Genomic DNA, 25,425 nt, shown 5'->3' with positions numbered 1-25,425 from the left:
TCCGCGAGAGTGTGTGATAGCACACTTTCTTGCATTTGACAGGAAACTACATCGATTTTCCTATCAGATAAAAGTACTTCGTGTAGATATTATTCGTGTGCATTTTAATAGATTATCTTTTTTTGGAAGAACTTTCAAACTGATATTCATTTCCAGGAAGAATCGCATTCAACACGATACCAACAATAGCTGCCAGAGCAAGGCTGGTCAGTGTGATGGCTGTACTGCCGATATGGAAAGTCAGACCATTTGAAAAACCGAGACCGCAGACCAGGATACATGCTGCGATGACAAGATTACGGGATTTTGTCAGGTCTACTTTGTTCTCCACAACGTTTCGAATGCCGACAGCGGAAATCATTCCATAGAGAATAAAGCTGATTCCGCCAATGATGGCTGCCGGAAGAGAACTGATAATCTCTGCCATTTTTGGTATGAAGCTGAGGATAACCGCATAGAAGGCTGCCAGACGGATGACTCTCGGATCATATACGCGGCTCAGCGCCAGTACGCTGGTATTTTCTCCGTAAGTTGTATTTGCCGGTCCACCGATTAACGCAGAGAGGGCAGTTGCCAGACCATCTCCGAGCAGTGTGCGGTGAAGTCCCGGATCTTCGATAAAGTTTTCTCCTACCGTTGCGGAAATAGCAGAAATGTCTCCTACGTGTTCCATCATGGATGCAATAGCGATCGGTGCCATGGCAAGGATAGCTGTGATATTGAATTTACAGAGAAAAAACTGTGGTACACCAACGATAGCTGCATTAGCCACACCGCTGAAGTTTAAGATGGCGCTCCCATCTGCGCATGTCATTCCGGCAGCGTTCATGATCAGTGCTGCCACATAGGATACGATGATTCCCATGAGGATCGGGATGATCTTGAACATACCTTTGCCCCAGATATTGAAAATAATAACAGTGGCAAGTGCGATCAGAGCCAATGGCCAGTTGGTGGATGCATTGGAGATCGCGGAAGGTGTAAGGCTCAGTCCGATACAGATGATGATCGGTCCGGTTACAACCGGCGGCAGGAAACGCATAACGCGTCGTACACCGATAACTTTGATGATCAGGGACAGAAGCAGGTAGAGCAGTCCGGCAATCAGTACACCGCCGCATGCGTAAGGAAGTTTTTCACCGTAGCTCATGTCTGCAAAGATGCCCGTGTCCAGATTTGCGACTGTCTGGAAACCACCCAGAAAGGCGAAAGAAGAACCGAGAAATGCCGGTACTTTGAATCTGGTCATCAGGTGGAAGAGCAGCGTTCCAATTCCGGCACAGAACAGTGTGACCTGAATGGATAAACCTTCGCCGTGGAAATACGTGTTTACCAGTACCGGAACGAGAATCGTTGCACCGAACATGGCAAACATATGCTGAAGACCAAGAATCAGCATTTTCGGAAGGCCAAGCGTTCTTGCATCATAGATGCCGTTTTCGTTTGTTTTCATAAATACATTCTCCTATTTTATGATGATTTGATAGTTATAAATCTGACATTCAAGAATGCCCTCGGCATTCTTGCTGCGAGATGCACGTCATGCAATGCATGATATATTCCCCTGTGCATCTCTGCAATCCTGCAAAGCAATTTTAATATCAGACTCTAACAAATCAGTATAACGGAAATTCTTAGAGAGAGCAAGGGAATTACAATGATTTCGGTTGACTTATAACTGTGAATCCGTTATTCTTGAAGAAATGAGAAGTGTTATTAGGAGGTTTTTTCAATGGAAAAAATGGAAAATGTATATGTAATGGATCATCCGCTGATTAAGCACAAAATTTCAATGATCCGGAACAAACATACAGGAACAAATGAGTTTCGTAAACTGATCGAGGAAATCGCAGTGCTGATGGGATATGAGGCACTTCGCGATCTGCCGATCGAGGATGTGGAGATTGAGACACCGATTGAGACATGCATGAGCCCGATGATCTCCGGCAAAAAGCTTGCCATCGTACCGGTACTTCGTGCAGGGCTTGGTATGGTAAATGGTGTGACTACACTGGTTCCGTCTGCGAAGATCGGACACATCGGTCTGTACCGCGATCCGGAGACCCATGAGCCGCATGAATATTACTGTAAATTGCCGGATCCGATCGATCAGCGTCTTATCGTTGTCGTAGATCCGATGCTTGCAACCGGTGGATCCGCTGTTGCAGCAGTAGATTATATCAAAAAGCATGGCGGAAAAAATATCAAGTGTATGTTTGTCATCGCTGCACCGGAAGGTGTCAAGAGACTGCATGAGGCGCATCCGGATGTACAGATTTATATCGGACAGCTTGACCGTGAGTTAAACGATCATGCATACATCTGCCCGGGACTTGGTGATGCCGGAGACCGTATTTTCGGCACAAAATAAGAAAGGTGAAAAATCGAAAAATAGTGTGTGCATGGCATACAGTAGAGAGCGTAAGTATGCTTCGGCATAGTTGCGCTTTCTTTATAGATGAAAAAATTTAGAAATCGGAAAACAGAAATCGTATGAGGAGAGGGTTATCATGAAACTGCGAAAAAGAGGATATGTAGGAACCACATCCACAGTAATGTCACAGCGCGAAAAAGACAATGCTATTCTTGCGAGAGAAGCGGCGGCGGAAGGTTTTGTGTTATTAAAAAATGAAGCGCAGACATTGCCGTTGAAGCCGGGGACAAAGATTGGTCTGTATGGAGCGGGAGCGGTGCGTACCATCAAGGGTGGAACCGGATCCGGAGATGTGAACAACCGGTACAATGTCAATATTTATGATGGTCTGAAAAATGCCGGATATGAGATCACCAGTGTGGAATGGCTGGAGGGATATGACCGAGGGTATCTGGCAGCCCGGGAGAGCTGGAAGGCAGAAATTTTTCGAAAACTGACAGAGGAATGTAACGGAAACTTTTTTGAAGCATATTCCACGACTCCGTTTTCCATGCCGGCAGGAGCAGCAATAGATGAAGCAGCGGCAAAGAAAGATGGGGCGGAAATCGCTATGTATGTGCTCGCCCGGATCGCAGGAGAAAATGCAGACCGCCGGGATGAAGCAGGAGATTATTATATTACAGAGGAAGAACGGGCGCAGATCGCGGCATTATGTGAAGCCTATGAAAAAGTCATTCTGGTGGTAAATACCGGTGGACTGATTGACCTTGCATTTACGGATGAATTTCCGAATATCACAGCGGTCCTGCAGTTTGTGCAGGCCGGACAGGAGGGCGGTAATGCACTGGCAGACGTAATCTCCGGAAAAGTGACTCCTTCCGGAAAGCTGGTGGATTCCTGGGCTCTGGATTATATGGATTATCCGAATGCTGCATATTTTAGTCACAAGAGTGGAGATGTTTACCGGGAAGAATACCGGGAAGGCATCTATGTAGGCTACCGGTATTTTGATACGTTTGACGTTCCGGTGCGTTACAGTTTTGGATATGGTTTGTCTTATACAGAATTTGACCTAAAAGTAACCGGTATTTCCAAGCAGATATCCGCACAGGGAAAACCAACACTGTCAGTCTCTGTGGATGTGATAAATACTGGTGCAGCGTATTCCGGAAAAGAAGTGGTTCAGGTGTATGTATCCTGCCCACAGGGAAAACTGCCAAAAGAATTCCGTCGTCTGGCAGCTTTTGGAAAAACAAAACTTCTGGCACCGGGGGAGACGCAGTCACTTACACTGAGCATGGATCTGTACCAGTTGGCCTCCTATTCCGAGGAACAGGCGGCATGGCTGCTGGAGACAGGTACTTACGGTATCTGGGTGGGAAATGCGTTATCTACCGCGGCCCTTTGTGGCACCTTTGTGCTGGATGAGACAAAAGTACTCGTGCAGTGTGAACATATCTGTCCATTAAAAGAATCATTGGAAGAACTTCAGCCGGATAAAGCAAAGCTGGAAGAAAAACAGACAGCATGGCTGCGGAAGGCAGAAGAACGGAAACTGCCGAAAGTACAGATTTCTGCGAAAGAGTTGCCGACAGAGACGGTAGTTTATGAAAAATTACAGGATCAGTATCCGGGCAGAGCAGGTGAAATCGTGGATCAGCTTTCCACAGAAGAATTGATTGCATTAGCAATCGGAGATCCAGCGAAAGATCAGGGAGCGAGTGCACTCGGCTCTGCGGGACAGACGGTTCCGGGGGCAGCGGCAGAGACAGTCACTGTGGCTGAAAAAGCTCCGTATTATGTGGCGAGCATCGTGCTGGCAGACGGCCCGGCGGGATTGCGTCTGCGTAGTGAGTATCAGGTCAGAGAAGACGGCAGTATCGATGGCGGAGATTTTCTGGATGGATTTGAAAACGGATATTTTGCGGAGCCGAAGGAATCGAAGGGAATCGTATATCATCAGTATTGCACTGCAATTCCGGTGGGAACACTGCTGGCGCAGAGCTGGAATCTGGAACTGATGCATACACTTGGCAGGATGATTGCCGGAGAAATGAATGAATTTGAAGTGACACTTTGGCTGGCACCAGGCATGAATATACACAGAAATCCACTGTGTGGCAGAAATTTTGAATATTATTCAGAAGACCCGCTGCTGGCAGGAAGTATGGCAGCAGCTATGACACAGGGCGTACAGTCAATACCTGGGTGTGGTACGACCATTAAGCATTTTGCATGCAATAATCAGGAAGATAACCGTATGGGTTCCGATTCGATCTTATCTGAACGGACATTGCGCGAAATCTATCTGAAAGGATTTGAAACAGCGATCCGCAGTGCCCAGCCGATGGCGATGATGACGTCCTATAATCTGATTAACGGTGTGCATGCGGCAAACAATTACGATATCTGTACGAAAGCGGCACGCGATGAATGGGGATTTGCAGGTGCGATCATGACAGACTGGACGACAACGACAGATTCCACCGCCGGTGAGTGTACGGCAGCAGGCTGTATGAAAGCCGGAAACGATATGGTAATGCCGGGAGATATGCGGGATCATGCGAGCATCCGTCAGGCATTGAAGGATGGAACGCTGGATATCCGGGAACTGAAACGCTGTGTATATCATACGATAAAAATCATTTTGCAGTCCAATCAGTATGAAGATGTAAAATCATAAATCAGGTATTTTCCTCAGTTTGCGCTTTGATTTTCTCTTCATCCATGCTGTCCAGTTGAATGTCAGGAAGCAATTCAAAATAAAAGTCCTGATATTTTTCTGCCAGGGCAGCAATGCATTTTGTTTGCAGGATTTGGAATTTTGACAGTGAGATAATGTCTTTATCAAAGGTGATGTATACACTGATCCAGAGTCTTCGACCGGTACGGACAATGTCGTAATACAGGTTTTTATGCCCATAGCCGCCAATGATTGGTTCCACAGTGGCTTTGATATCATCAACGGTCTCTGCTTCCGGTGGCCACAGCATCAGATCACGGAGGCCGGTGATGACTGTTTTGATCGGTGTCGGCAGCATAAAGGCTGACAATATGATGGTGATGATCTGATCCAGGTACGGTGTCAGACGCTGAAACCATGCAAAGGGGACGATGATCGGAAGCAGAAATGCCACCGCCATTCCCAGGGATACCACGCAGTCAATTTTCCAGGTCTGCAATTCAATATTCACCAGTGGTGAACTCATATGTTTGTTTTTGAAATAAAGGCAGATAGCCACGGTCAGACTCAGGAGACAGGCAAAAAGCTCAAAGGCGGAAATCGTGTGAAAGGATACTTTATGTCCGCCGTGCAGTAATAGATGAATATTGTTAAAAATCAATCCAAAGGTAACCGCTGCCATAATAGCACCTTTCACTACTACAAACCCGGTCTCTATCTGGGTATATCCAAAGGGATGCTGTTCGCTGGAAGGACGGTAGAGCAGCGGAATCAGAAAAATGGATGGAAGCATCATAAAAAATTCGACGCTGTCGTAAACTGCATCCAGAAGAACTGCCTGAGAACCGGAAAAAACAGCCATCCCGATTTCTACGATGGCAAAGACCAGGCTGCCATACAGTGACAGGCTCATTGCAGATTTTTCTCTTTTCAGTGTTTTCTTTCCTACATGCATATTAAAACCTCTTTTATCCTATCTGTGTATTTTGTAAAATTGCTAAAATATAAATGGACTTCCGTATTATGTGCACATTCGTCAAGCGGATATCTGTAATCTACTTATGCGGTGTATTTTTTCTGATCGTCTCACAGCAGTTGTGCAAACAGCCGCAAGATTAACTGTCCAAGGCGCAGATGTGCACCGAGTCCGGTTTTGTACTTTTCTGTCACGTCCCGACATTGTGAAAATGTATGTCTGAAATCATGCTTTATATCCATGACAGCCGGGCAATCCACCATAAAACAACCATTTTCAAAGTGATGATACAGACTGCGGTAATCCAGATTGATGGTACCGCAGGTAGCCATACGATCATCGGCAATGCTCATTTTTGCATGGCAGAATCCGGGAGTCCATTCAAAAATGTGCACACCGCTAGAAACCAGCTGATGATAAAAAGAGCGGGTAACACTGTATACCATTTTTTTGTCAGGAATTCCAGGTGTGATGATACGGACATCCACACCACGTTTGGCAGCCAGAGACAAAGCGTGTGACAGTTCATCTGTAATGATCAGATAGGGGGTAATAAACCAGCAGTAATGTTCTGCTTTATTTGCCATGCTGATATAGACTTCTTCCCCCACCTGTTCATCATCCAGCGGACTGTCAGCATAAGGCTGGACGTAACCGTGTTGTACTGCCTTATACGGTTCATCCGGCAGATACGGTTCAAAGGAACGGTCACTTGGCAGATTTTTTTTGATTGCATTCCACATTTCAAGAAATGTGATGGTGAGAGATCTGACCGCATCTCCTTCCAGGCGGATGCCGGTATCTTTCCATTCTCCATAGGGATGAGAAAAACCAAAGTATTCATTTGCCAGATTATAGCCGCCGGTAAATCCTATTTTTCCATCAATAACAGTAATCTTACGATGATCACGGTTGTTCAGAAATAAATTAACACCCGGAACAAAGGGATTAAATACCCGGCAGGCAATGCCAAGAGCTTCCAGTTGTTTTGCAAAATCATGATTGAGAAAACTGATGGAGCCCATGTCATCATAAAAAACGCGGACTTCGACACCTGCCTGTACACGTTCTGCCAGTACAGTCTGAATCTTCTGCCATGCGTCAGCATTTTCAATAGCATGATATTCCATAAAAATAAATTTTTCTGCTTTCGCCAGATCGGCAAGCTGTGCTTCCAGCCCCTGTACTGCTTCCGGATAATAAGTGACATCCGTATTCTGATAAACAGGGTAGGCTGCGTTGCGGTACAGATAATCGGAAATGCTTCCGGCAGGTGCACAGTGCTTTTTTAACTGCTGGGAAATCTCATGATTGGGCGGCAGGCATGGCAGCAAAATGGCATCTATTTCCTGATAACGCTTGCGCATATTGCGGGTTCCTTTGTTTGTCTGAAACATCAGATACAGACAAACACCGAGCACCGGCATGACAAGAATCAGTATGATCCAGGGCATTTTCAGGGATGATGTTTTATTTTTGCTGTAAATGTATAAAACAAGAATTAAAACAAGAATTTTGGTCAGTGCATTGATCCAGGGCATCTGTGTATTCAGATGATTCATAATAGAAAGAAAAAAAGCAATCTGAAGAAAAATTGCCAGCAGACAGAAGAAAAGTCGTTTGATACTGTTTTTTGTCTTACGGTTACCTTCTATTGTATGATGTTCTGTTTTTCTCATGTTGCATGCCTCCTGTCTGCATCCGGGTACAAAAATGTTCCTTCGTACCGTGTACGTCTGTACGAGCGGTATAGTATAGATTATGATACCATATTTTTTTTACACGGCAAGTAAAAATCTGCTACAATAGGAAAAAAAGGAAAGGAAACAGTTATGTATCGGATTTTTTGTGTGGAAGATGATGAGACCATCGGAAAAATGATAAAGCGGCATCTGGAAAAATGGGAGTATGACGTGCATGTGGCAAAAAATCTCAGTCAGGTTATGACGGAGTTTGCTGCTTTTGACCCGCAGCTGGTGCTGATGGATATCCGGCTTCCTTTTTATAACGGATATTACTGGTGTACTGAGATACGCAAAGTGTCAAATGTGCCGGTGATTTTTCTGTCCTCAGTGGCAGACAATATGAATATCGTTATGGCAATGAACATGGGCGGAGATGATTTTATCCCGAAGCCTTTTGATCTGGAAGTATTGACGGCGAAAATCCAGGCATTGCTGCGAAGAAGTTATGATTTTGCGGGAAACAGCAGTATTATGGAGCACAAAGGCGCAGTACTGAATCTCATGGATGCCACTTTGACCTGGGCGGGACAGCAGCTGGAATTGACCAAGAATGAATTGAAAATCCTGCATGCGTTGCTGGAACATAAGGAAAAAATTGTCAGCAGGGAGGAACTGATGGAGAAACTATGGGAGAGCGATGCCTATGTGGATGAGAATACGTTGTCCGTGAATGTGAACCGGCTGAGAAAAAAACTGTCAGCTGTCGGACTGGATGGATTTATTCTGACGAAGAAAGGAATCGGGTACCGGATCGGATGAAAACATGGAAAAGTTTTGTCAAACGAAATATAGAGTGGATGATTCTGTCAGCAGTGTTGTTTTTTCTGCATGTATTATATCTGTTCCTGATCGGCCGAACAGGGGATGATCTGATCTATGCGGGAATACTGGATCTGTGTATCATTACGGCTGCCGTATGCATGGCATATATCCGCTATTACCGAAAAGTGCGGTATCTGAAAGGTATACTGCAACAGCCGTTTTCCGGGGAATTGAAGCTGCCGGAGACGGAGGATTTGACAGAGGAACTGCTTGGACAGCTTGCGGAAAATGCAAATATCGAGCGGCAGCTGGCGGTCAGTGCCGCGGCCAGACAGCAGTCGGAGATGAAAGATTATTATGCGAAGTGGGTGCATCAGATCAAGACACCGATTGCGGGACTGCAGCTTTTACTCCAGATGGAACGTGGCGAACAGGAGAACGCAGAGTCCGGTGAAAGGATGACAGAAGAATATCATATAAAGCAGCTTCAAAATCTGACAGATATGGAAGAGGAACTGTTTCGGATTGAAGAATACGTGGGAATGGCGTTACAGTATCAACGCCTTAACAGTAATTCAAATGATTACATTTTGAAACAGATATCGCTTGATACCGTGATTCGTGAAGTAATCCACAAATATGCCAGGATTATGATCCGCCGGAAAATACGGTTACATTATGAAAAAACGAATGTGAGCGTTATCTCCGATGAAAAGTGGCTTGCCTTTGTGCTGGAACAGTTACTTTCAAATGCGGTCAAATATACCCCGGGAGGTGAGCTTACGATTGAGGTGCAGGAAGAACCGCAACAGATCTGGCTGAAAATCCGGGATACCGGCATTGGCATTCGCAGTGAAGATATCCCAAGGGTGTTTGAAAAAGGATACACCGGGTTTAACGGACATGAGGATAAACGTTCCACAGGAATCGGTCTGTATCTGTGCCGGGATGCATTACAGAAACTGGGGCATACGATTCGGATACAGTCGGAAATAGGGGAAGGAACGGTCGTAACGGTTGGATTTTACAAAGATACGATTGATGTTAGAGACTGAGAAAAGCTATCCATCCATAACTTGCGGTTATGGATGGATAGCTTTTCTGTATTTGTGAAGAATCTGTGAACAACTTATAATAATAAGCAACGGACATAGGGTTCGAAGGAAAAAGGAGGAGAAGGTTTTATGAGAAGCAAAAAAGTACGTGCTGCAATGATCGCAGCAGCAGCTTGTCTCTCTTTTACAAGTGTAGTTGCACCATCTGCAACTGCTCTGGCAGCCGGTTATACCGGACTTGCACAGGAGGCAAACGGAAACTGGTATTATTACAATAACGGACAGAAAGTGACAAGCGGTACAAATCTGGTACAGAATGAATATGGCTGGTGGTATGTGAAAAACGGTCAGATTGATTTTGCTTATACCGGACTTGCCCAGAACGAGTATGGTTGGTGGTATGTGAGAAACGGAAAAATTGATTTTTCCTATACCGGACTTGCCCAGAATGAATACGGCTGGTGGAGAATCGTAAATGGTATGGTTGACTTCGGCTGCAACAGTGTAGAAAACAGCGAGTACGGCTGGTGGAAGATCGCAAACGGTAAAGTAGATTTCGATTATACAGGAATTGCTCAGAACCCGTATGGCTGGTGGAGAATCGTAAACGGTGCGGTAGACTTTGGCTGTAACAGCGTCGAGAGCAATGAGTATGGATGGTTCTACTTAAAAGACGGTAAAGTAGACTTCAGCTACAACGGTCTGGCAAGCAACCAGAACGGTGAGTGGATGATCGAGAACGGTGCCGTAACATTCAATTACACAGGCGCTTACATGGACGCAGAGGGCAAAGGCCATGTAGTGGAGAACAGCAAAGTGAATAACGGGCTGGTAGCAGATATTGATTACCTTAATGCAAAGCAGAACACGGCTCAGTATTTTGACTATTCTGAGAAAATTGCAGAGCAGATGAAAGCATATCCGGTAAATCCGGAAGCTGCAAAGATTGACATCGCAGCAGAAGATGCGAACGGTGCTTCCGGTGTTGTACTGACCGCATCCAGAAAATCTCAGGGTGATTACTGTCTGAATGCTCTGGTAGCAGGACACAAGATCAATCTGAATGCAACCGGTGACAACAAAGTTGCAACCGCAGTAAGTTCTAATGCAGACAGTGATATTAAAGTAACAGACGGAAATGTCTCATTCACACCGGCAGCCATCAATGCAGATGATCCAAGCGATGAAGTGATCACTGTTACTATGACAGACGGCACAGAGTACCGTGTACATACCGTCAATGAACTGCTTCCGGGCATGGATATCACAAATAATGGTGTAAAAGCATCTGACGCAGGTGTCTATACATTTGCACTGGATCATTTCTTCCTTCGTGTAAATACAGAGGGTGAGTTAGTATACTACCGTTACATTCCGCAGTATGAAGTAAAAGTAGATGACCGTGATGAACTTGGTGTAAAAGCAGAAAACATGGCAGAGAATTTTGCCGCTCAGGATGCCATTGACGGAAGTCGTTACTATACAGCATTCATTGAGCTTGAGCCGACATACAGAAACGCTATGGGCGGATTTTCCAGCGGATATTATCTTGTAATGGATGAAAACTATACAGATATCGATGAAGCTACTTTAGCAGCAAATGAAGATGAGAAACATTACCATGGCCAGGGTTATCTGGATCAGCATGAGTTTGTTGTACTTGGCAAAAATCATTACATCAACCTCAGCTACACACCGGTACTGGCAGACAACCTTCCGGAGACAGTAAAAGGTCTGGACGGTGGAAACACTGCGTATGTATGGGTAGGCATCATCCAGGAAGTAAAAGATGGAAAAGTCATCAAAGAGATCAACACAGGTGATTATCCATTATTATATGAATCCGCAGTAGAGTCTATCAATTACAGCGAAAGTACACTGGACGGCGCTCCAACTTCCATCGGACAGCAGACAGTTCAGAAGAACTTTGCAGCTGGTGTAAAGGATTACGTTCATGTAAACAGTGTGGATTATACATTAGATGCAAACGGAAACACAGATAAGATTCTTGTTTCCATGCGTGATCAGAGTGCAGTTTACCAGTTTGATTTTAACACAGGAGCAATCGACTGGATTCTTGGCGGTAAAGCATCCACTCTGAAAGGTTATGAGGGATATACTTCTACACGTACCGATGACAATGGTGTAGCATTCCAGGCATTGACGTTCGGACAGCATTTTGCACGCTATACAAATAAAGATGAGAATGGCATGATCACAGGCAATACACAGATCAGCGTTTTCGATAACCATACAGGTATCGGACCGTTCCTGACATCTCCGACTTATCCGGGAGCACCTGCTACACTGACACGTACTTTACAGGTAAGCATCAATGAGAAAAAAGGAACTGCAAAAGTATACAATGCGATCAAAGGTACTGACCTGACAGACAAAAATGGAAAATACCATATCGCAAGTCATTGCGGAAGTGTACAGTATGACAGTGATACATCCGTAACCATCGGATGGGGACTTCACGGTGTTATCGATAATATCCCGGCATTTGTTCCGGATCAGGCAAGAAAAAATCTGGATGCAAACTATCCGGATATTGCACTGAAACAGGGATGCCGCCCGGTATTTACTGACTATAACATGGCAGCAGGAACCATTTCCTTCGAGCTGACACCGGTCAGAAACCAGATGAACTTAGACAGTCCGGATGCACTGTTCTCTTACAGAACTTACAAAAACGCATACTAAAACAGAAGCATAAATACGTTGCTTTTCAGATGAAAAGATACAATCCCGGGGAAATATCCCCGGGATTTATTGCGTCTGAGGGGAAAAAAGTGTAAACTGATTTTATCTCAGTCGAGAATATGCTCACTTTTATAAGTAGGAGTGCAAGCACTGCCTGAGAGAATGATGGAGTTTTGCGTATTGGGAGGAAGGATATATGAGGCTGGAACAGATATCGTATTTTCTGAGTGTGGCAGAGCACGGCAATATCACGGCGGCTGCAAGATCACTCTACATTTCTCAGCCTGCACTGAGCAAACAGATCACGTTGTTGGAACAGGAGATCGGTCTGCCGCTGTTTGAACGCCAGGCCAGAGGGGTCACCCTGACCAGAGCTGGCATGCAGTTTCAGAAGGATCTGAAAAATATATTAAAAGAATTGGAAAATGCCAAGAAGAATGCGGTCCTTGCAGGGCGGGCACAGAAACCACTGCTGAATATCGGCTGTTTTGACGGTGTTTATTCGGATGATTTTCTTCCAGCCCTGTACGAATATCTGCGAGAGGCAGCACCGGAGCAGAAACTGGTGCTGCACAAATGTGATTTTGTAGAAGGAAATGAATACCTCCGAAAAGGAAAAATTGACCTGTGGCTGACTTTGGGGTCTTCCTGGGAAGAGACGGACGGATTTTTAAAGAAAGAGCTGCTTTATCGGAAAGGTGCCTTGATCTATTCTGCCAAATCTCTGCCGGGAAAGAAAGAACAGCCCGTCTGGGAAGATTTCCGGGATGAGCCTTGTATTCTGATCAAAAAGAGCCAGAGTCCGACGATGTTTCAGCATTCGCTGGATACGCTGGAGATGCTGGGATTGGATACCGGAACCATTGAAGTCGTGGAGAATATCGGAACAGAACTCAGTTATGTGAAACTGGGACGGGGCTACTGTTTGTTGTCGGAAGAGGCGATTCAGGGAAGCGGGGAACTGCGAAGCATACCGCTGCCCGAGGGACGCGGCGTTGATGTGGTGGCAGTCTGGCCGGAGGAGAATGAGGTATTGACGACATTGCTGGAAGCATATCCTAACCAGATATAGCGGAGATATCGATGAAGCATAGCGGAATAGAAGATGCAGGTCTATTTGACCGGATGGATGTGCGTTATTGTGGAAATAAAAATCGGAGAAGATTTGGAAAGTGTTTGGGAAAACGATGATAGAAGGATTTGATGAGATCGTACTGGCGTGGGAAAAACACGAACTTTTTTATAAGGAGCTATATGAGAAAAAGAAGGGGAATCCGGCAGAATACCGCAGATTTCTGTCACAGCTGAATGTGGAGGATCTGCGGGAGGAAGGACTTGTGGTTCCGGATCTGTATGACACTTTTGAGATTTACGGGGAAACGACACCGATCTTTGATCTGAATACGGACATTGCGGTGTGGAAGCATTCCCGTTATACACCGGCTTATCTGCATGCACACCGGTATTTTGAGATTGTATGTGTGGTGAGCGGACATGCACGACACCGCGTCAGCGGCGAAGCTGTCATGGAGTTGCAGCCCGGTGATATCTGTATTCTGCCGGATGGAGTCTGCCATTCACTGGAAGTCATAAGTGATGATGGCATCGTGATCAATGTCATGCTCAAGAAAAGTACCTTTCAGTACACTTTTTTTGATATTTTATCTTCGGACAATCTGCTGTCCCGTTTTTTTCAGGATGCACTGCTGGAGCACAAGGAGAACAATTATTTGTTCTTCCGTACCGGAAATGAGGAAGACGATACGATTGAGTACTGTATCAAGGCAATGTTCCTGAATTATTATAAACATCGCAAATATTATGACAAAATGTTAAAACATCTGGTGTCATGTCTGTTTATTCTTTTACTCAGAAACTACAATAAGTATTATATTCCGGACAAAAATAGTCAAAAAGAACTGAAGATTATGCGGTATCTGCAGGAGCATTATGCGGATGCCACGCTGGAACATGCGGCGGCATACTTCAATTACAGTACGTCGTATTTCAGCAGAATGGTAAAGCACAATACCGGGTGTAACTTTACGGAACTTCTGGTGAAATACCGTCTGGAGCTTGCCTGTCGCCTGCTGCGGGAAAGCAGACTGAAAGTCGGGGAGATCTGCGAGATCATCGGTTACCGCAACCTGGAACACTTCAACCGGCAGTTTCGGAAGGAATTTGACCGGACGCCGACCCAGTATCGCAGGGAACATCGGGATAATGTCAAAAAAGATCAAATTTAAGGGTGAAAATCCGGGTATTAAAAATGTATCTGTATTTGTACAATAAAACTATCAACCGCTTTGGGGAAAAAGGAGGAGTTTTATGAAAGCGAAACAGGTATTGGGGTGTCTGTTGTCAGCAGCAATGGTCACATCCTGTCTGCCGGGAACTGCATTTGCAGCAGGAGCAGCGAACAAACCGACGGACGGCGGCAAAGAAGTCGTAAAAGCAGATGATACAGCGGGAAAAATTGTATCAGAGACAACCGGAACGAAGGAGAACGGCATTGCGACTTGCGGCGCAGTGAAGGACGATGGTATCGTGACCTACAAAGTCTATCTGCCGGATGGATACAGTGAGGATATGAGTTATCCGACCGTTTATCTGATGCCGTATGACGGTTACAGTGCTGACATTTATATCAACGATGGAATTGCAGAGACACTGGACAGCATTATGAACGGCGAAGATGCCATTCCGATGGTTGTAGTTATGCCGGAATTTACCGAGACACAAGATTATGACACACTGCTTGGAGAAGTAGTTGCGGATGTGGAAGCAAAATATTCCGTAATCCCGGACAAACAGTACCGTGCGATCCTCGGTGTGAACGTAGGCGGTTACATGGCATATGAGAATGCACTGGTGGCAAAATCAGATCTGTTCTATGGTGTGGGTTCCCATATGGGTGATTTTATCAGTGAGGCAAATCCATATCTGGAAAAAGGTGCCATTACAGACAATCTGCCGAACAGTTCTGTGATCCGAAGCGGTGACTACTATTATTACATTGACGCTCCGAATGGCGATGCAGCTACGACAGTGGCCGGAGGAACAAAAGACATCGGCTACAAACTGGAAGTAAATTCCGGTGCATACGGCGCATTTGCAGAGCGTTACAGAAACTATGGTGGAGCCACATCCGATCTTCAATATGTGGAATATGCGGTACTGGCAGGAAATGCGGATGCAGATTATTATCTCGCTGCACTGGGACGTTCCATGAACCGTTTCAGCACCAGATTTACTGAAAATATATATGACGCATCACTCAGCTGTACACCGCAGGCGGTTACCTCTGATGTAAAATCCGCAAAAGCAGAAGTGACACTGACCATGAAAGAAGATATTGCAAAATTTGCAAAAGAAATGCCGGAAGTGGAAGTAACTGTTCAGATGTCTGATCCGGACAGCGGAGAGATCTTAGATACTCAGACAAAAAATGTCAAAGAACTTGCAGCAGGTGAGAGTACAAAGATCGGCTTTGATCTGGATACCGCAAAAATGGCAGACGGAATCAACACCACACTGACCGCAGAGATATCCTTTATGGGAATGTCTCATCAGGCAGGCAGTTTGTCCATGGTGGCAGTACAGGATACCGGTACAGCAGATGATGAGCAGCAGGTTGACCTGATGGGCGACTGGTATTTTAAGGCTTACAAACCATACTCACGCAATGATGCTAGTACCGTAGAACTGGATAAAGTAGCAAACCTCACAGAGCAGGAGTATACAAGCTGGGGAGTTGTTCAGCCGTGCCTGGGCTGGTGGACCGCAGACTTTGATGAGTCTCTGGGCGGAAATGCCAACTATTCCGGATATGCATGGTATGTAAGAACTTTTGACCTGCCGGAAGAAAAAGATTTCAAGACAGAGGGACTGGTTGTGGCAGTCGGCTGTTTTGATGAGTCAAATGAAGTATATATCAATGGAAAACTCATCGGTTCCAACGGTATTAACTTTAACGATGAGGGTGTCGGCTTCTATGACGGATCCAATCCGTGGGATGTAAATAATGTATATGCACTGGATTCCAGCGTCCTGAATTACGGTGGAAAGAATACCATTGCAATCCGTACCTGCAACAGCAGCGGTGGCGGCGGTTGGTATCAGGGACCGGTAGGAATCTATACCGTAGCAGCTTACAATAAAGCAGCAGGCAAACCATCCGTATACGCATCTGATGATATCGCCGGTGCGGTAAAAGAGGCGGCAGCTGCACAGCAGAATGCTCTGGAAACAGAGAATATCGAGGCTTACCAGAATACACTCAGTGTAGAGTATTACGAGTCCGGATATGACAGAGCAAGACGTGTGGCACAGGCATCTGACTGGATGAATATATACGACAATATCAAAGTTACCGATACCGGTGTGGGCGTATTTGTGGATGGAGATTTGTATAATTATCAGGCAGCCCGCGTGATCACAGGCGAAAAAGACGGTGAGACCGTTGAAATCCTGAACAATCCGGAAGTATCCGAATATTACAAAGTAGAAGATGGACAGACAATCATGTACGGAAGCCATTCCAGATTTTTCCAGGATGATTATGTATCCGAGGCACTGGACGGAACAACACAGACATTCCGTGTATATCTGCCGGAAGGATATTATGAGGAAGGAAATGCACAGCGTTATCCGACCTTATATCTGCTCCATGGAATCAACAGCCAGAGTACGACATATGCCATTGACAAAATTGACCAGGTGCTGGATGAAGCGATTGCAGCCGGAGAGATCGAGCCGATGATTGTAGTCATCCCGGATGATCCGACGAAATCAAGCTTCTGGGGCGGAAAATATGCGGATATGGTTACCGATGATCTGCTTCCGACCGTTGATAAACGGTATCGCACCATTGATGATGAGAGATATCGCATGACATCCGGCTGCTCCATGGGCGGTGGCGGATCCGTAAATATCGGGATGTTCAATTCTGATCTGTTCTCCGGTGTCATCAGTTTCTATGGTGCGATCCGTATGGTAGAAAATGGATACACGGCAGCAGCACAGACTCCGGACGGATATCTGAATCAGTTCTCCGTATTCCTTGCATGCGGAAATCAGGATATGTATGCATTTTATGATGATCAGGAACTGTTAAGCCGCGTGCTGACAGAAAAAGGAGTGGAGCATTTCCATCTGATCGACGTGGGCGCACATGATAATATTTTCTATCTGCCGCAGTTTGTACCATCTCTTGCATATGTAACAGGTCATATGTATCATACAGAAGATTCTGCAGAAATCCTGAGCGGAACTGCAGACGTAAATGTAACAGACAAACTGGAAGTAACATACAATGTTGCAGTAGGAGATAAGGTTTCTGATTACCTCAATCAGGTAATGGCTCTGGATGGCACAGTTTCCACACCGGATCTGAGCATCCCGGTAGAAGTCGTAGTTACTCAGAATGGCGTAAAAGTAGCTGATGTAACAGATTATCAGACCGCAGGAGCAGCAACAACACTGACCAATACTATCTCCATTCCGACAGATGATCTTGATCTGAATGCAGATTATACCGTTGATGTATATGCAACTGTACTGGAAAATACAGCATGCATCGCAAGCACAACTGTAAGTTCTTACCAGACCGGTATCTACAATGTGGATGGTGAGGATGTATATTATGTAGAGGGACAGCGTCAGTACATCACAGGCGTGGTTCAGGTAGGTAATGCATGGTACAACCTGGTAAACGGCGTAGTTCAGAAACAGGTAACCGTAGCAGGTAATGCATACGGCTGGTGGTACATTAACGAAGATGGTATCGTAGACTTCAATTATACCGGACTTGCACCGAACACCTATGGTTGGTGGTATGTGGAAAACGGAGCAGTAAGCTTTGCAGCAAATGGTCTTGTATATGACAGCAAATACGGCTGGTGGTATGTAGAAAGAAGTGCTATCAACTTCGGTTACACCGGACTGGTACAGAACGCATACGGCTGGTGGTACGTGGAAGGTGGAGCCATCAATTTCCAGGCAACCGGACTGGTGCAGAATGCATATGGCTGGTGGTATGTGGAAAACGGAGCCATCAACTTCAACTACAACAGTCTTGCACCAAACGCATACGGCTGGTGGAAGATCACCGGCGGTCAGGTAGACTTTGGATTTACCGGTTATGTAAATTACGGTGGAGTAAACTACCGCGTGGTAAATGGACAGGTTCAATTTTAATCTGATTAAGGGAACTCTCCATTGATAGGTCTTATTGTTCACTGCTTATTGAGGCGGGAGTCATCTTACATTTGATATAAGGTAATATAGAACAGGAAAACGGGAAGTCTCCGGCAGAAATGCCGGGGGCTTTTCTGTTGCATTTTGTAAAAATTAAAAAAATTTGAAATTATGTTTGTTTGAAATTCTAGTTGTTTCGAAAAAGATTTGCTGATAAAATAAACGAAATAATGAGTAACAGTGTTTTTTGAGTGGGATATGGTTTCTGCTTGAAAGACAGGAATGTGAAATAGAAAAATCAGAAGAACTTGAAGAAAAATAAGAGGGATAGAACAGAATGATTAAATTTACAGATGTTTCCTTTGGATTTCCACAGAAGGATTTATATAATGAGATTTGTTTTGAAGTCGTGGAGGGCGATCACGCAGCACTCATCGGCAGCAACGGCACCGGCAAGAGTACACTGATCGACATGATCATCCACACGGATGACTATTTATACGACGGAAAAATTGAGAAGGATGAAGCCGCACGGATCGGTTATATTCCGCAGTTTGTAAAGCATGAAGCAGAAGAAATTTCCGCTTTTGATTTTCTGGCAAAACCATTTGTGGAACTGCAGAAAAAATCAGAGGCAATCTGTGCGGAGATGGAGACTTCAGAAGATATGGACGAAGTTTATGGCCGTTATCAGAACGTATTGGATGAGATGGATGCCATTGACGCATACAATTATGATTCCAATATCCGAAAAGAACTTGCAATTGCAGGGATGACAGCACTAGAAGACACTTCTGTCACAAAAATTTCCGGTGGAGAGTTCAAGCTTTTATCTATCATCCGGAGTATGCTTTTGAAACCGCAGCTTCTGATCATGGATGAGCCGGATGTATTTCTTGATTTTGAAAATATCATCGGTCTTTCCAAACTGATCAACAATTATGAGGGAACCATCATTGCGATTTCACATAACCGACTGCTGTTAAGCCAGTGCTTCAATAAGATCCTGCATCTGGAAAACAAGGAGCTGCAGGAGTTCCCGGGCACTTTTTCAGAATATAATCAGGCGATGCTTGAGACAAAAGTGCAGATGGCAGAGCAGGCTACAAAAGATGCTGAGTGGATCGCCGTGCAGGAGAAGCTGATCGAGAAGATTCGTTCAGAGGCAACGTATATTGATAATCCGGCGAAAGGAAGACAGCTCAAAGCCCGAGTATCTTATCTGGAGCGGCTTCAGGCAAGACAGTGTAAGAATCCGTTTATTGAAAATCATGGATATGATTTTACTTTCCCGGAGGTGGAACTGCCGGAGGATTTTGAGCCGGATCATGCACCGGTTGTGATCTCCGTGAAAGATTATGCACTTTCCTTTGACCGGGAATTACTGAAAAATGTTTCCTTTGATATCAAGGCTGGTGAGAAAGTGGCCATCGTTGGTGCAAACGGAACCGGAAAATCCAGTATGCTGAAAGATATTTATGAGAGCATGAAGTCAGATTCTGACCGCATCGGATATTACACTCAGATTTTCGATGATGATCCGGAACAGCTTTCCGGCGGCGAGCGGAATATCAAACAGCTCAGAGCATTGTGCGAGTCAGATGCGGAAATACTGTTCCTGGATGAACCGTCCAGCCATTTGGATACCTATGCGCAGATTGCCCTTGAAAAAGCGATCAAAGAGTATCAGGGAACGGTACTTATGGTAACACATGATTTCTATACCGTTGCAAATTGTGCAGACCGCATTTTATTACTTGAGAATGGCACGGTCCGTGAACAGAGTGGCAGAGCATATCGCAAGAGTATTTATAAAAAATATTTTGAGAGCGATATTTTTGAGGCAGAGCGCATCCGTGTGGAAAAGGAAGTGCGGATCCATGCACTGCTCAGAGATGGTAAGTGGAAAGAAGCGAAGAATGTATTGTAGGGCATCTGACAAAAACTTTGAAGAAACGTATAAATTCAGAATAAATAATGTTGAAGAACTGCATACTCTGTGATATTTTTTCCTATCTTATCGATTCACATCCGTATCTTACAAAAATGTAAGATTAGAGGCAGAAATGTAAGCCAAATCAATGGATTGCATTTCTGCCTTTTGTTATGATAGTCTCAACAAAGAAACAAGCATGCTGAAACAACAAAGAAAAACATTCTGCAAAACATGAAATTATGAAAATTATGAAATGTCGGACAGAACACAGCAAAGGAGTGACCATCATGGCAATTTTGGAAGTAAATAATGTGAAAAAAATATATACGACACGATTTGGCGGCAATCAGGTGCAGGCGTTGAGTAACATCAACTTTTCCGTAGAAAAAGGAGAGTATGTGGCGATCATGGGTGAATCCGGTTCCGGAAAAACAACCTTGCTGAACATTCTGGCAGCGCTGGATAAACCGACCTCAGGAGAGGTTCTGCTGAACGGGAAAAATCTGGTATCTGTAAAGGAAAAAGAGATTTCTGCGTTCCGCCGGGATCATCTGGGATTTGTATTTCAGGATTTTAATCTTTTGGATAATTTTTCCCTAAAAGATAATATCTTTCTCCCACTGGTACTTTCCGGTGTGGATTACAAGGAGATGGAAAAACGCATCCGTCCGATTGCGCAGAAGCTTGGGATTACCGAACTTCTGGAAAAATATCCATATGAAGTGTCCGGCGGGCAGAAACAGCGTGCAGCAGTAGCCCGTGCACTGATCACCAACCCGGAACTGGTTCTTGCGGATGAACCGACGGGCGCGCTGGATTCCAGGGCAACGGGCGGACTGCTGAAGCTTTTTTCACAGATCAATGCAGAAGGACAGACCGTTGTAATGGTAACGCACAGTACAAAGGCGGCAAGCCACGCAAACCGCATTCTATTTATAAAAGACGGTGAAGTGTTCCATCAGATTTATCGGGGAAATGCGACAAATGAGCAGTTATATGTGAAGATTTCCGATGCGTTGACCGTATTGACGACAGGTGGTGAAGAGCATGAATAATATTTATGTACGTCTGGCAAAGACAAATATTCAGAATAACCGGCAGCTGTATCTGCCATACATTATTTCAGGCATCGTTACGGTGATGATGTTTTATCTGATGATGTTTATCAACAATAATCCAGGACTGAAAAGTATTCCGGGATCTGTAAACCTGATAACAATTATGGCGCTTGGTGTTGGTATTATTACTATTTTTGCTTATATTTTCATTTTTTATACCAATAGTTTTATTATCAAACGCCGAAAAAAAGAAATCGGTGTGTACAATATATTAGGTATGGAAAAACGACACATTGCGAGAGTTCTTGGGTTGGAAACTGTGTTTGTGGCAATGCTTGCCATCGCAGGTGGTATTTTATCAGGTATTATATTTTCCAAATTGATCCTGATGCTGCTTTACCGTATGCTGGGATTTCAGGAGAGTGTATCATTTTATATTACCAAAGCAGGAATTGCGTGGGCAGTCATCGTTTTTGGTGTATTATATGTGCTTACGTTGCTTTACAATCTGCTGCAGATCCGTCTGGCAAATCCAATCGAATTACTGCACGGAGGAAATGTGGGAGAAAAAGAGCCAAAGACCAAAGGTGTGATAGCAGTTGCAGGAGCCGCATGTCTGGCTGTGGCTTATTATATTGCAATTACCACAGAGAATCCAATGGAAGTGTTGATGAAATTTTTTCTTGCAGTTGTTCTTGTAATTATTGGAACTTATTTTCTGTTTACTGCAGGAAGCATTGCTATTTTGAAAATGCTGCGCAAAAACAAAAAGTTTTACTATAATAAAAAGCATTTTACAGCGGTATCCGGTATGTTATATCGTATGAAACAGAATGCGGCCGGACTGGCAAGCATCTGTGTGTTGTCTACCATGGTGCTGGTGATGATCTCCATGACGGTCAGTATGTTTGCCGGTGTGGATGATGAACTGAAAGAGCGGTATCCGTATGAGTTATCCTATAGCGTAGATGCAGATAAAATAGAGGAAAATACAGACTGTCAGGAGATTTATCAGACGATTACTGATACAATCGCAAAGCAGGGCAGAGAAATCACGGATTCTTCGATGTTCAGTTACTTTCAGTTATTTATGAAGAGAGAAGGTTCCATGTTTGAGTTCATTGATCATGAGACGGACTTTGCGGAATTATCGGAGGTAACTTTCCTGACGAGAGAAAATCTGCTTGCCTATGACAGTTCCCTGAAACCAGCAGATGTTCCGGAACCGGAAGCTGGCAAAATCGACATTTACAGTAAAAACGGGTACGATGAAAGTGTATTTTGCTATCTCGGACAGGATTTTGCAATAGATCACAGTTTCAGATATGAATCAGAAGCGGATGCTTATCTTTCGGGGAAGGATAGTCTTTATGTGGTTGCGGATGAAGCTACCCTGAGCCGGATGTATGAATTACAAATAGCGGCAGGAGCAAATGCAGATGGTTCCGGTATGTATTCGTTATATCGGACAGAAATGAATTTTGAATATGATGGAACAAAAGAAGAAAAACTGGCGTGTGAAGATGCAGTCAGTAAGGCAATTTCCACTCATGGTCTGGATGATTCCGGTTATCTGTCCAGCAGAACCGAAAATGAAAAAAGTTTTTATGTTTTATATGGAGGACTGTTTTTCTTAGGGGTGTTCCTTGGCATTATGTTTCTGATGGTTACGGTTATGATCATTTTTTACAAACAGATTTCCGAAGGGTATGATGACAGAGAGCGTTATATTATTATGGAAAAAGTAGGTATGAGCAATGCAGAAGTAAAGGCATCGATCCAGTCACAGATCCGAATCGTATTTTTCCTGCCGTTGGTGATGGCAGCTGTGCATGTGGCAGCAGCGTTTCCGATGATCCGACGGCTGCTGGCAATGCTGAACCTGACGAATGTGCCATTGTTTGTGACCTGCCTGCTTGTTACAATTCTGGTGTTTACCGCGATTTACTATCTGGTTTTCCGGATTACATCCAGAGCATATTATAAGATTGTATCCAGATAAAAATAGAAAATTTATCGCCTGAAGTTTTGGTATTACTGCATGTCAGCATGATCGATATATGGAGAAATATGCTGAGTGAACTGTAATGATAAAATTTCAGGCGATTTTGCGTAAAAAAATACCTTTGCTTAGTTGAATTTCAGCGAATTTAATAGTATAATTTCCGTAGATTGTTAGAATTATAACAAAGAAACTGGAAAACAGATATGAGGAGGAATCTATGATGCTTAACTGGAAAAATTTAGATACCCTTGCTTCCTACGAGGAGCTGAAAAAAGTAGAGCCTGTCAATGTGGCAGAGGCAATGTCCGGAGAAAACGGCGCAGAACGTGTAAAAAATTACAGCATTCCGATGATGGATGGTCTTACTTATAATTATGCTGCAAAAGCAGTTGATGATAAAGTGCTTGCAGCGCTGGCAAAACTTGCCGGGGAAGCACAGTTGATTGAAAAATATGAGTCTCTGTACAACGGAGCAGTGATCAATACAGGAGAGAACCGTCTGGTACTTCACCAGCTTACCCGTGGCCAGTTAGGCGATGACGTAGTGGCTGAAGGCGTAAACAAACGTGAGTTTTATGTAGCACAGCAGCAGAAGATCGCTGATTTTGCAAACAAAGTACATGCAGGCGAGATCACAAATGCAGCAGGCGAGAAATTTACAACCGTTGTTCAGATCGGTATCGGCGGAAGTGATTTAGGTCCGCGTGCCATGTATCTTGCATTAGAGAACTGGGCAAAAGTAAATAACAAATTCAAAATGGAAGCAAAATTCATCAGCAATGTGGATCCGGATGATGCAGCAGCCGTATTAAATTCCATTGATGTGGCACACTCCATCTTCATTCTGGTTTCCAAATCAGGTACAACCTTAGAGACACTTACAAACGAATCCTTTGTAAAAGATGCTCTTGCAAAAGCAGGTCTGGATGCTTCCAAGCATATGATCGCTGTAACAAGTGAGACATCTCCGCTGGCTAAGAGCGATGATTATCTGGCAGCATTCTTTATGGATGATTACATCGGCGGTCGTTATTCTTCTACATCCGCAGTTGGCGGTGCTGTATTATCTCTGGCATTCGGACCGGATGTATTTGCAGAGTTCCTTGCCGGTGCAGCAGAAATAGATAAAGCAGCTAAAAACAAAGATTTGTTAAAGAACCCGGAAATGCTGGATGCACTGATCGGTGTATACGAGCGTAACGTACTTGGTTATCCGTCCACAGCAGTTCTTCCGTATTCTCAGGCACTGAGCCGTTTCCCGGCACATTTACAGCAGCTTGATATGGAGTCCAACGGAAAATCTGTCAACCGTTTCGGAGAGCCGGTTGATTATGTAACCGGACCGGTGATCTTTGGTGAGCCTGGTACAAACGGACAGCATTCCTTCTATCAGTTACTGCATCAGGGAACAGACATCGTACCGCTTCAGTTTATCGGATTCAAAAACAACCAGATCGGTACAGATGTCGTAATTCAGGACAGCACAAGCCAGCAGAAACTGTGTGCAAATGTGGCTGCTCAGATCGTTGCATTTGCCTGCGGTAAAGAAGATGAAAATCGCAATAAAAACTTCGAGGGCGGACGTCCTTCCAGCATCATCATCGGTGAGCAGCTGACACCGAAGACACTGGGTGCATTACTGGCGCACTTCGAGAATAAAGTAATGTTCCAGGGATTTGTATGGAATGTAAATAGTTTTGATCAGGAAGGTGTACAGCTTGGTAAAGTACTGGCAAAACGTGTACTTGCACATGAGACTGACGGAGCACTGAAAGTGTACAGTGATCTGTTGAATATTTAAAAAAATTCATTTTTGTAAAAGATGAGAAGAATGCTATCGCATGAAATTTATGCGGTAGCATTCTATTTGTAAAGCCGAAGGATATCGAAATCGCATCTGAGATTCCGTTCCCGGCACGTATTGCGT

General features: G+C 44.5%; 15 protein-coding genes. 12 read left to right on the top strand and 3 right to left on the bottom strand.

From position 1 onward, the window contains the following. Positions 1 to 112: 112 nt before the first annotated feature. Entirely contained in the window at positions 113 to 1,453 is a 1,341-nt protein-coding gene (locus HMPREF0373_RS14600; RefSeq protein WP_021740549.1) for a uracil-xanthine permease family protein, read from the bottom strand. 288 nt (positions 1,454 to 1,741) lie between these two features. Here HMPREF0373_RS14600 and upp point away from each other — a divergent pair, with 288 nt between their 5' ends. Both upp and HMPREF0373_RS14590 read left to right on the top strand, forming a co-directional pair. Continuing rightward, entirely contained in the window at positions 1,742 to 2,371 is a 630-nt protein-coding gene (upp, locus tag HMPREF0373_RS14595; RefSeq protein WP_044964789.1) for a uracil phosphoribosyltransferase, read from the top strand. A gap of 139 nt (positions 2,372 to 2,510) precedes the next feature. Further along, entirely contained in the window at positions 2,511 to 5,057 is a 2,547-nt protein-coding gene (locus HMPREF0373_RS14590; RefSeq protein WP_021740547.1) for a glycoside hydrolase family 3 protein, read from the top strand. Between the two features lies 1 nt (position 5,058). On the opposite strand, the gene HMPREF0373_RS14585 is transcribed toward HMPREF0373_RS14590, so the two are convergent. Together HMPREF0373_RS14585 and cls are read right to left on the bottom strand one after the other, a co-directional pair. After that, positions 5,059 to 6,012 (bottom strand): cation diffusion facilitator family transporter, encoded by a 954-nt coding sequence (locus tag HMPREF0373_RS14585; protein WP_021740546.1) that lies wholly within the window; start codon positions 6,010 to 6,012, stop codon positions 5,059 to 5,061. A gap of 131 nt (positions 6,013 to 6,143) precedes the next feature. After that, a complete protein-coding gene (gene cls / locus HMPREF0373_RS14580) occupies positions 6,144 to 7,712 on the bottom strand; it encodes a cardiolipin synthase (protein ID WP_021740545.1) in 1,569 nt (522 codons plus the stop codon). Between the two features lie 153 nt (positions 7,713 to 7,865). Here cls and HMPREF0373_RS14575 point away from each other — a divergent pair, with 153 nt between their 5' ends. From HMPREF0373_RS14575 to HMPREF0373_RS14530, 10 genes are all read left to right on the top strand, one after another. Next, positions 7,866 to 8,537 (top strand): response regulator transcription factor, encoded by a 672-nt coding sequence (locus tag HMPREF0373_RS14575; RefSeq protein ID WP_021740544.1) that lies wholly within the window; start codon positions 7,866 to 7,868, stop codon positions 8,535 to 8,537. Next, positions 8,534 to 9,595 carry a sensor histidine kinase gene (locus tag HMPREF0373_RS14570; protein ID WP_021740543.1) on the top strand — a complete coding sequence of 354 codons (1,062 nt, stop codon included), beginning with the start codon at positions 8,534 to 8,536 and terminating at the stop codon, positions 9,593 to 9,595. The genes HMPREF0373_RS14575 and HMPREF0373_RS14570 overlap by 4 nt, the downstream gene beginning before the upstream one ends. Before the next feature lie 129 nt (positions 9,596 to 9,724). Continuing rightward, positions 9,725 to 12,301 (top strand): aryl-sulfate sulfotransferase, encoded by a 2,577-nt coding sequence (locus HMPREF0373_RS14565; protein ID WP_021740542.1) that lies wholly within the window; start codon positions 9,725 to 9,727, stop codon positions 12,299 to 12,301. A 196-nt stretch (positions 12,302 to 12,497) separates the two neighbouring features. Then, positions 12,498 to 13,373, top strand: coding sequence for a LysR family transcriptional regulator (locus HMPREF0373_RS16170; RefSeq protein WP_021740541.1), 876 nt, complete (start codon positions 12,498 to 12,500; stop codon positions 13,371 to 13,373). Between the two features lie 100 nt (positions 13,374 to 13,473). Beyond that, entirely contained in the window at positions 13,474 to 14,547 is a 1,074-nt protein-coding gene (locus HMPREF0373_RS14555) for an AraC family transcriptional regulator (RefSeq protein ID WP_147597905.1), read from the top strand. An 82-nt stretch (positions 14,548 to 14,629) separates the two neighbouring features. After that, entirely contained in the window at positions 14,630 to 18,499 is a 3,870-nt protein-coding gene (locus HMPREF0373_RS14550; RefSeq protein WP_021740539.1) for an alpha/beta hydrolase-fold protein, read from the top strand. Positions 18,500 to 18,836: 337 nt separating this feature from the next. Further along, positions 18,837 to 20,429 (top strand): ATP-binding cassette domain-containing protein, encoded by a 1,593-nt coding sequence (locus HMPREF0373_RS14545; protein WP_021740538.1) that lies wholly within the window; start codon positions 18,837 to 18,839, stop codon positions 20,427 to 20,429. Between the two features lie 293 nt (positions 20,430 to 20,722). After that, a complete protein-coding gene (locus HMPREF0373_RS14540; protein ID WP_044964755.1) occupies positions 20,723 to 21,490 on the top strand; it encodes an ABC transporter ATP-binding protein in 768 nt (255 codons plus the stop codon). Further along, a complete protein-coding gene (locus tag HMPREF0373_RS14535) occupies positions 21,483 to 23,495 on the top strand; it encodes an ABC transporter permease (protein WP_021740536.1) in 2,013 nt (670 codons plus the stop codon). Before HMPREF0373_RS14540 ends, HMPREF0373_RS14535 begins: the two co-directional genes overlap by 8 nt. Before the next feature lie 220 nt (positions 23,496 to 23,715). Then, positions 23,716 to 25,299 (top strand): glucose-6-phosphate isomerase, encoded by a 1,584-nt coding sequence (locus HMPREF0373_RS14530; protein WP_021740535.1) that lies wholly within the window; start codon positions 23,716 to 23,718, stop codon positions 25,297 to 25,299. The last annotated feature ends 126 nt before the right edge of the window (positions 25,300 to 25,425 follow it).

The organism is Eubacterium ramulus ATCC 29099, from assembly GCF_000469345.1.
Classification (GTDB): domain Bacteria; phylum Bacillota; class Clostridia; order Lachnospirales; family Lachnospiraceae; genus Eubacterium_I; species Eubacterium_I ramulus.
The sequence above is the reverse complement of the archived record's forward strand: the minus strand, read 5'-3'. Positions and strand labels throughout refer to the sequence as shown.

What these genes read in the sequence shown, in the direction of transcription:
- HMPREF0373_RS14600 (WP_021740549.1), bottom strand. Translation starts at nt 1,453, where the DNA reads ATGAAAACAAACGAAAACGGCATCTATGATGCAAGAACGCTTGGCCTT.
- upp (WP_044964789.1), top strand. Translation starts at nt 1,742, where the DNA reads ATGGAAAATGTATATGTAATGGATCATCCGCTGATTAAGCACAAAATT.
- HMPREF0373_RS14590 (WP_021740547.1), top strand. Translation starts at nt 2,511, where the DNA reads ATGAAACTGCGAAAAAGAGGATATGTAGGAACCACATCCACAGTAATG.
- HMPREF0373_RS14585 (WP_021740546.1), bottom strand. Translation starts at nt 6,012, where the DNA reads ATGCATGTAGGAAAGAAAACACTGAAAAGAGAAAAATCTGCAATGAGC.
- cls (WP_021740545.1), bottom strand. Translation starts at nt 7,712, where the DNA reads ATGAGAAAAACAGAACATCATACAATAGAAGGTAACCGTAAGACAAAA.
- HMPREF0373_RS14575 (WP_021740544.1), top strand. Translation starts at nt 7,866, where the DNA reads ATGTATCGGATTTTTTGTGTGGAAGATGATGAGACCATCGGAAAAATG.
- HMPREF0373_RS14570 (WP_021740543.1), top strand. Translation starts at nt 8,534, where the DNA reads ATGAAAACATGGAAAAGTTTTGTCAAACGAAATATAGAGTGGATGATT.
- HMPREF0373_RS14565 (WP_021740542.1), top strand. Translation starts at nt 9,725, where the DNA reads ATGAGAAGCAAAAAAGTACGTGCTGCAATGATCGCAGCAGCAGCTTGT.
- HMPREF0373_RS16170 (WP_021740541.1), top strand. Translation starts at nt 12,498, where the DNA reads ATGAGGCTGGAACAGATATCGTATTTTCTGAGTGTGGCAGAGCACGGC.
- HMPREF0373_RS14550 (WP_021740539.1), top strand. Translation starts at nt 14,630, where the DNA reads ATGAAAGCGAAACAGGTATTGGGGTGTCTGTTGTCAGCAGCAATGGTC.
- HMPREF0373_RS14545 (WP_021740538.1), top strand. Translation starts at nt 18,837, where the DNA reads ATGATTAAATTTACAGATGTTTCCTTTGGATTTCCACAGAAGGATTTA.
- HMPREF0373_RS14540 (WP_044964755.1), top strand. Translation starts at nt 20,723, where the DNA reads ATGGCAATTTTGGAAGTAAATAATGTGAAAAAAATATATACGACACGA.
- HMPREF0373_RS14535 (WP_021740536.1), top strand. Translation starts at nt 21,483, where the DNA reads ATGAATAATATTTATGTACGTCTGGCAAAGACAAATATTCAGAATAAC.
- HMPREF0373_RS14530 (WP_021740535.1), top strand. Translation starts at nt 23,716, where the DNA reads ATGATGCTTAACTGGAAAAATTTAGATACCCTTGCTTCCTACGAGGAG.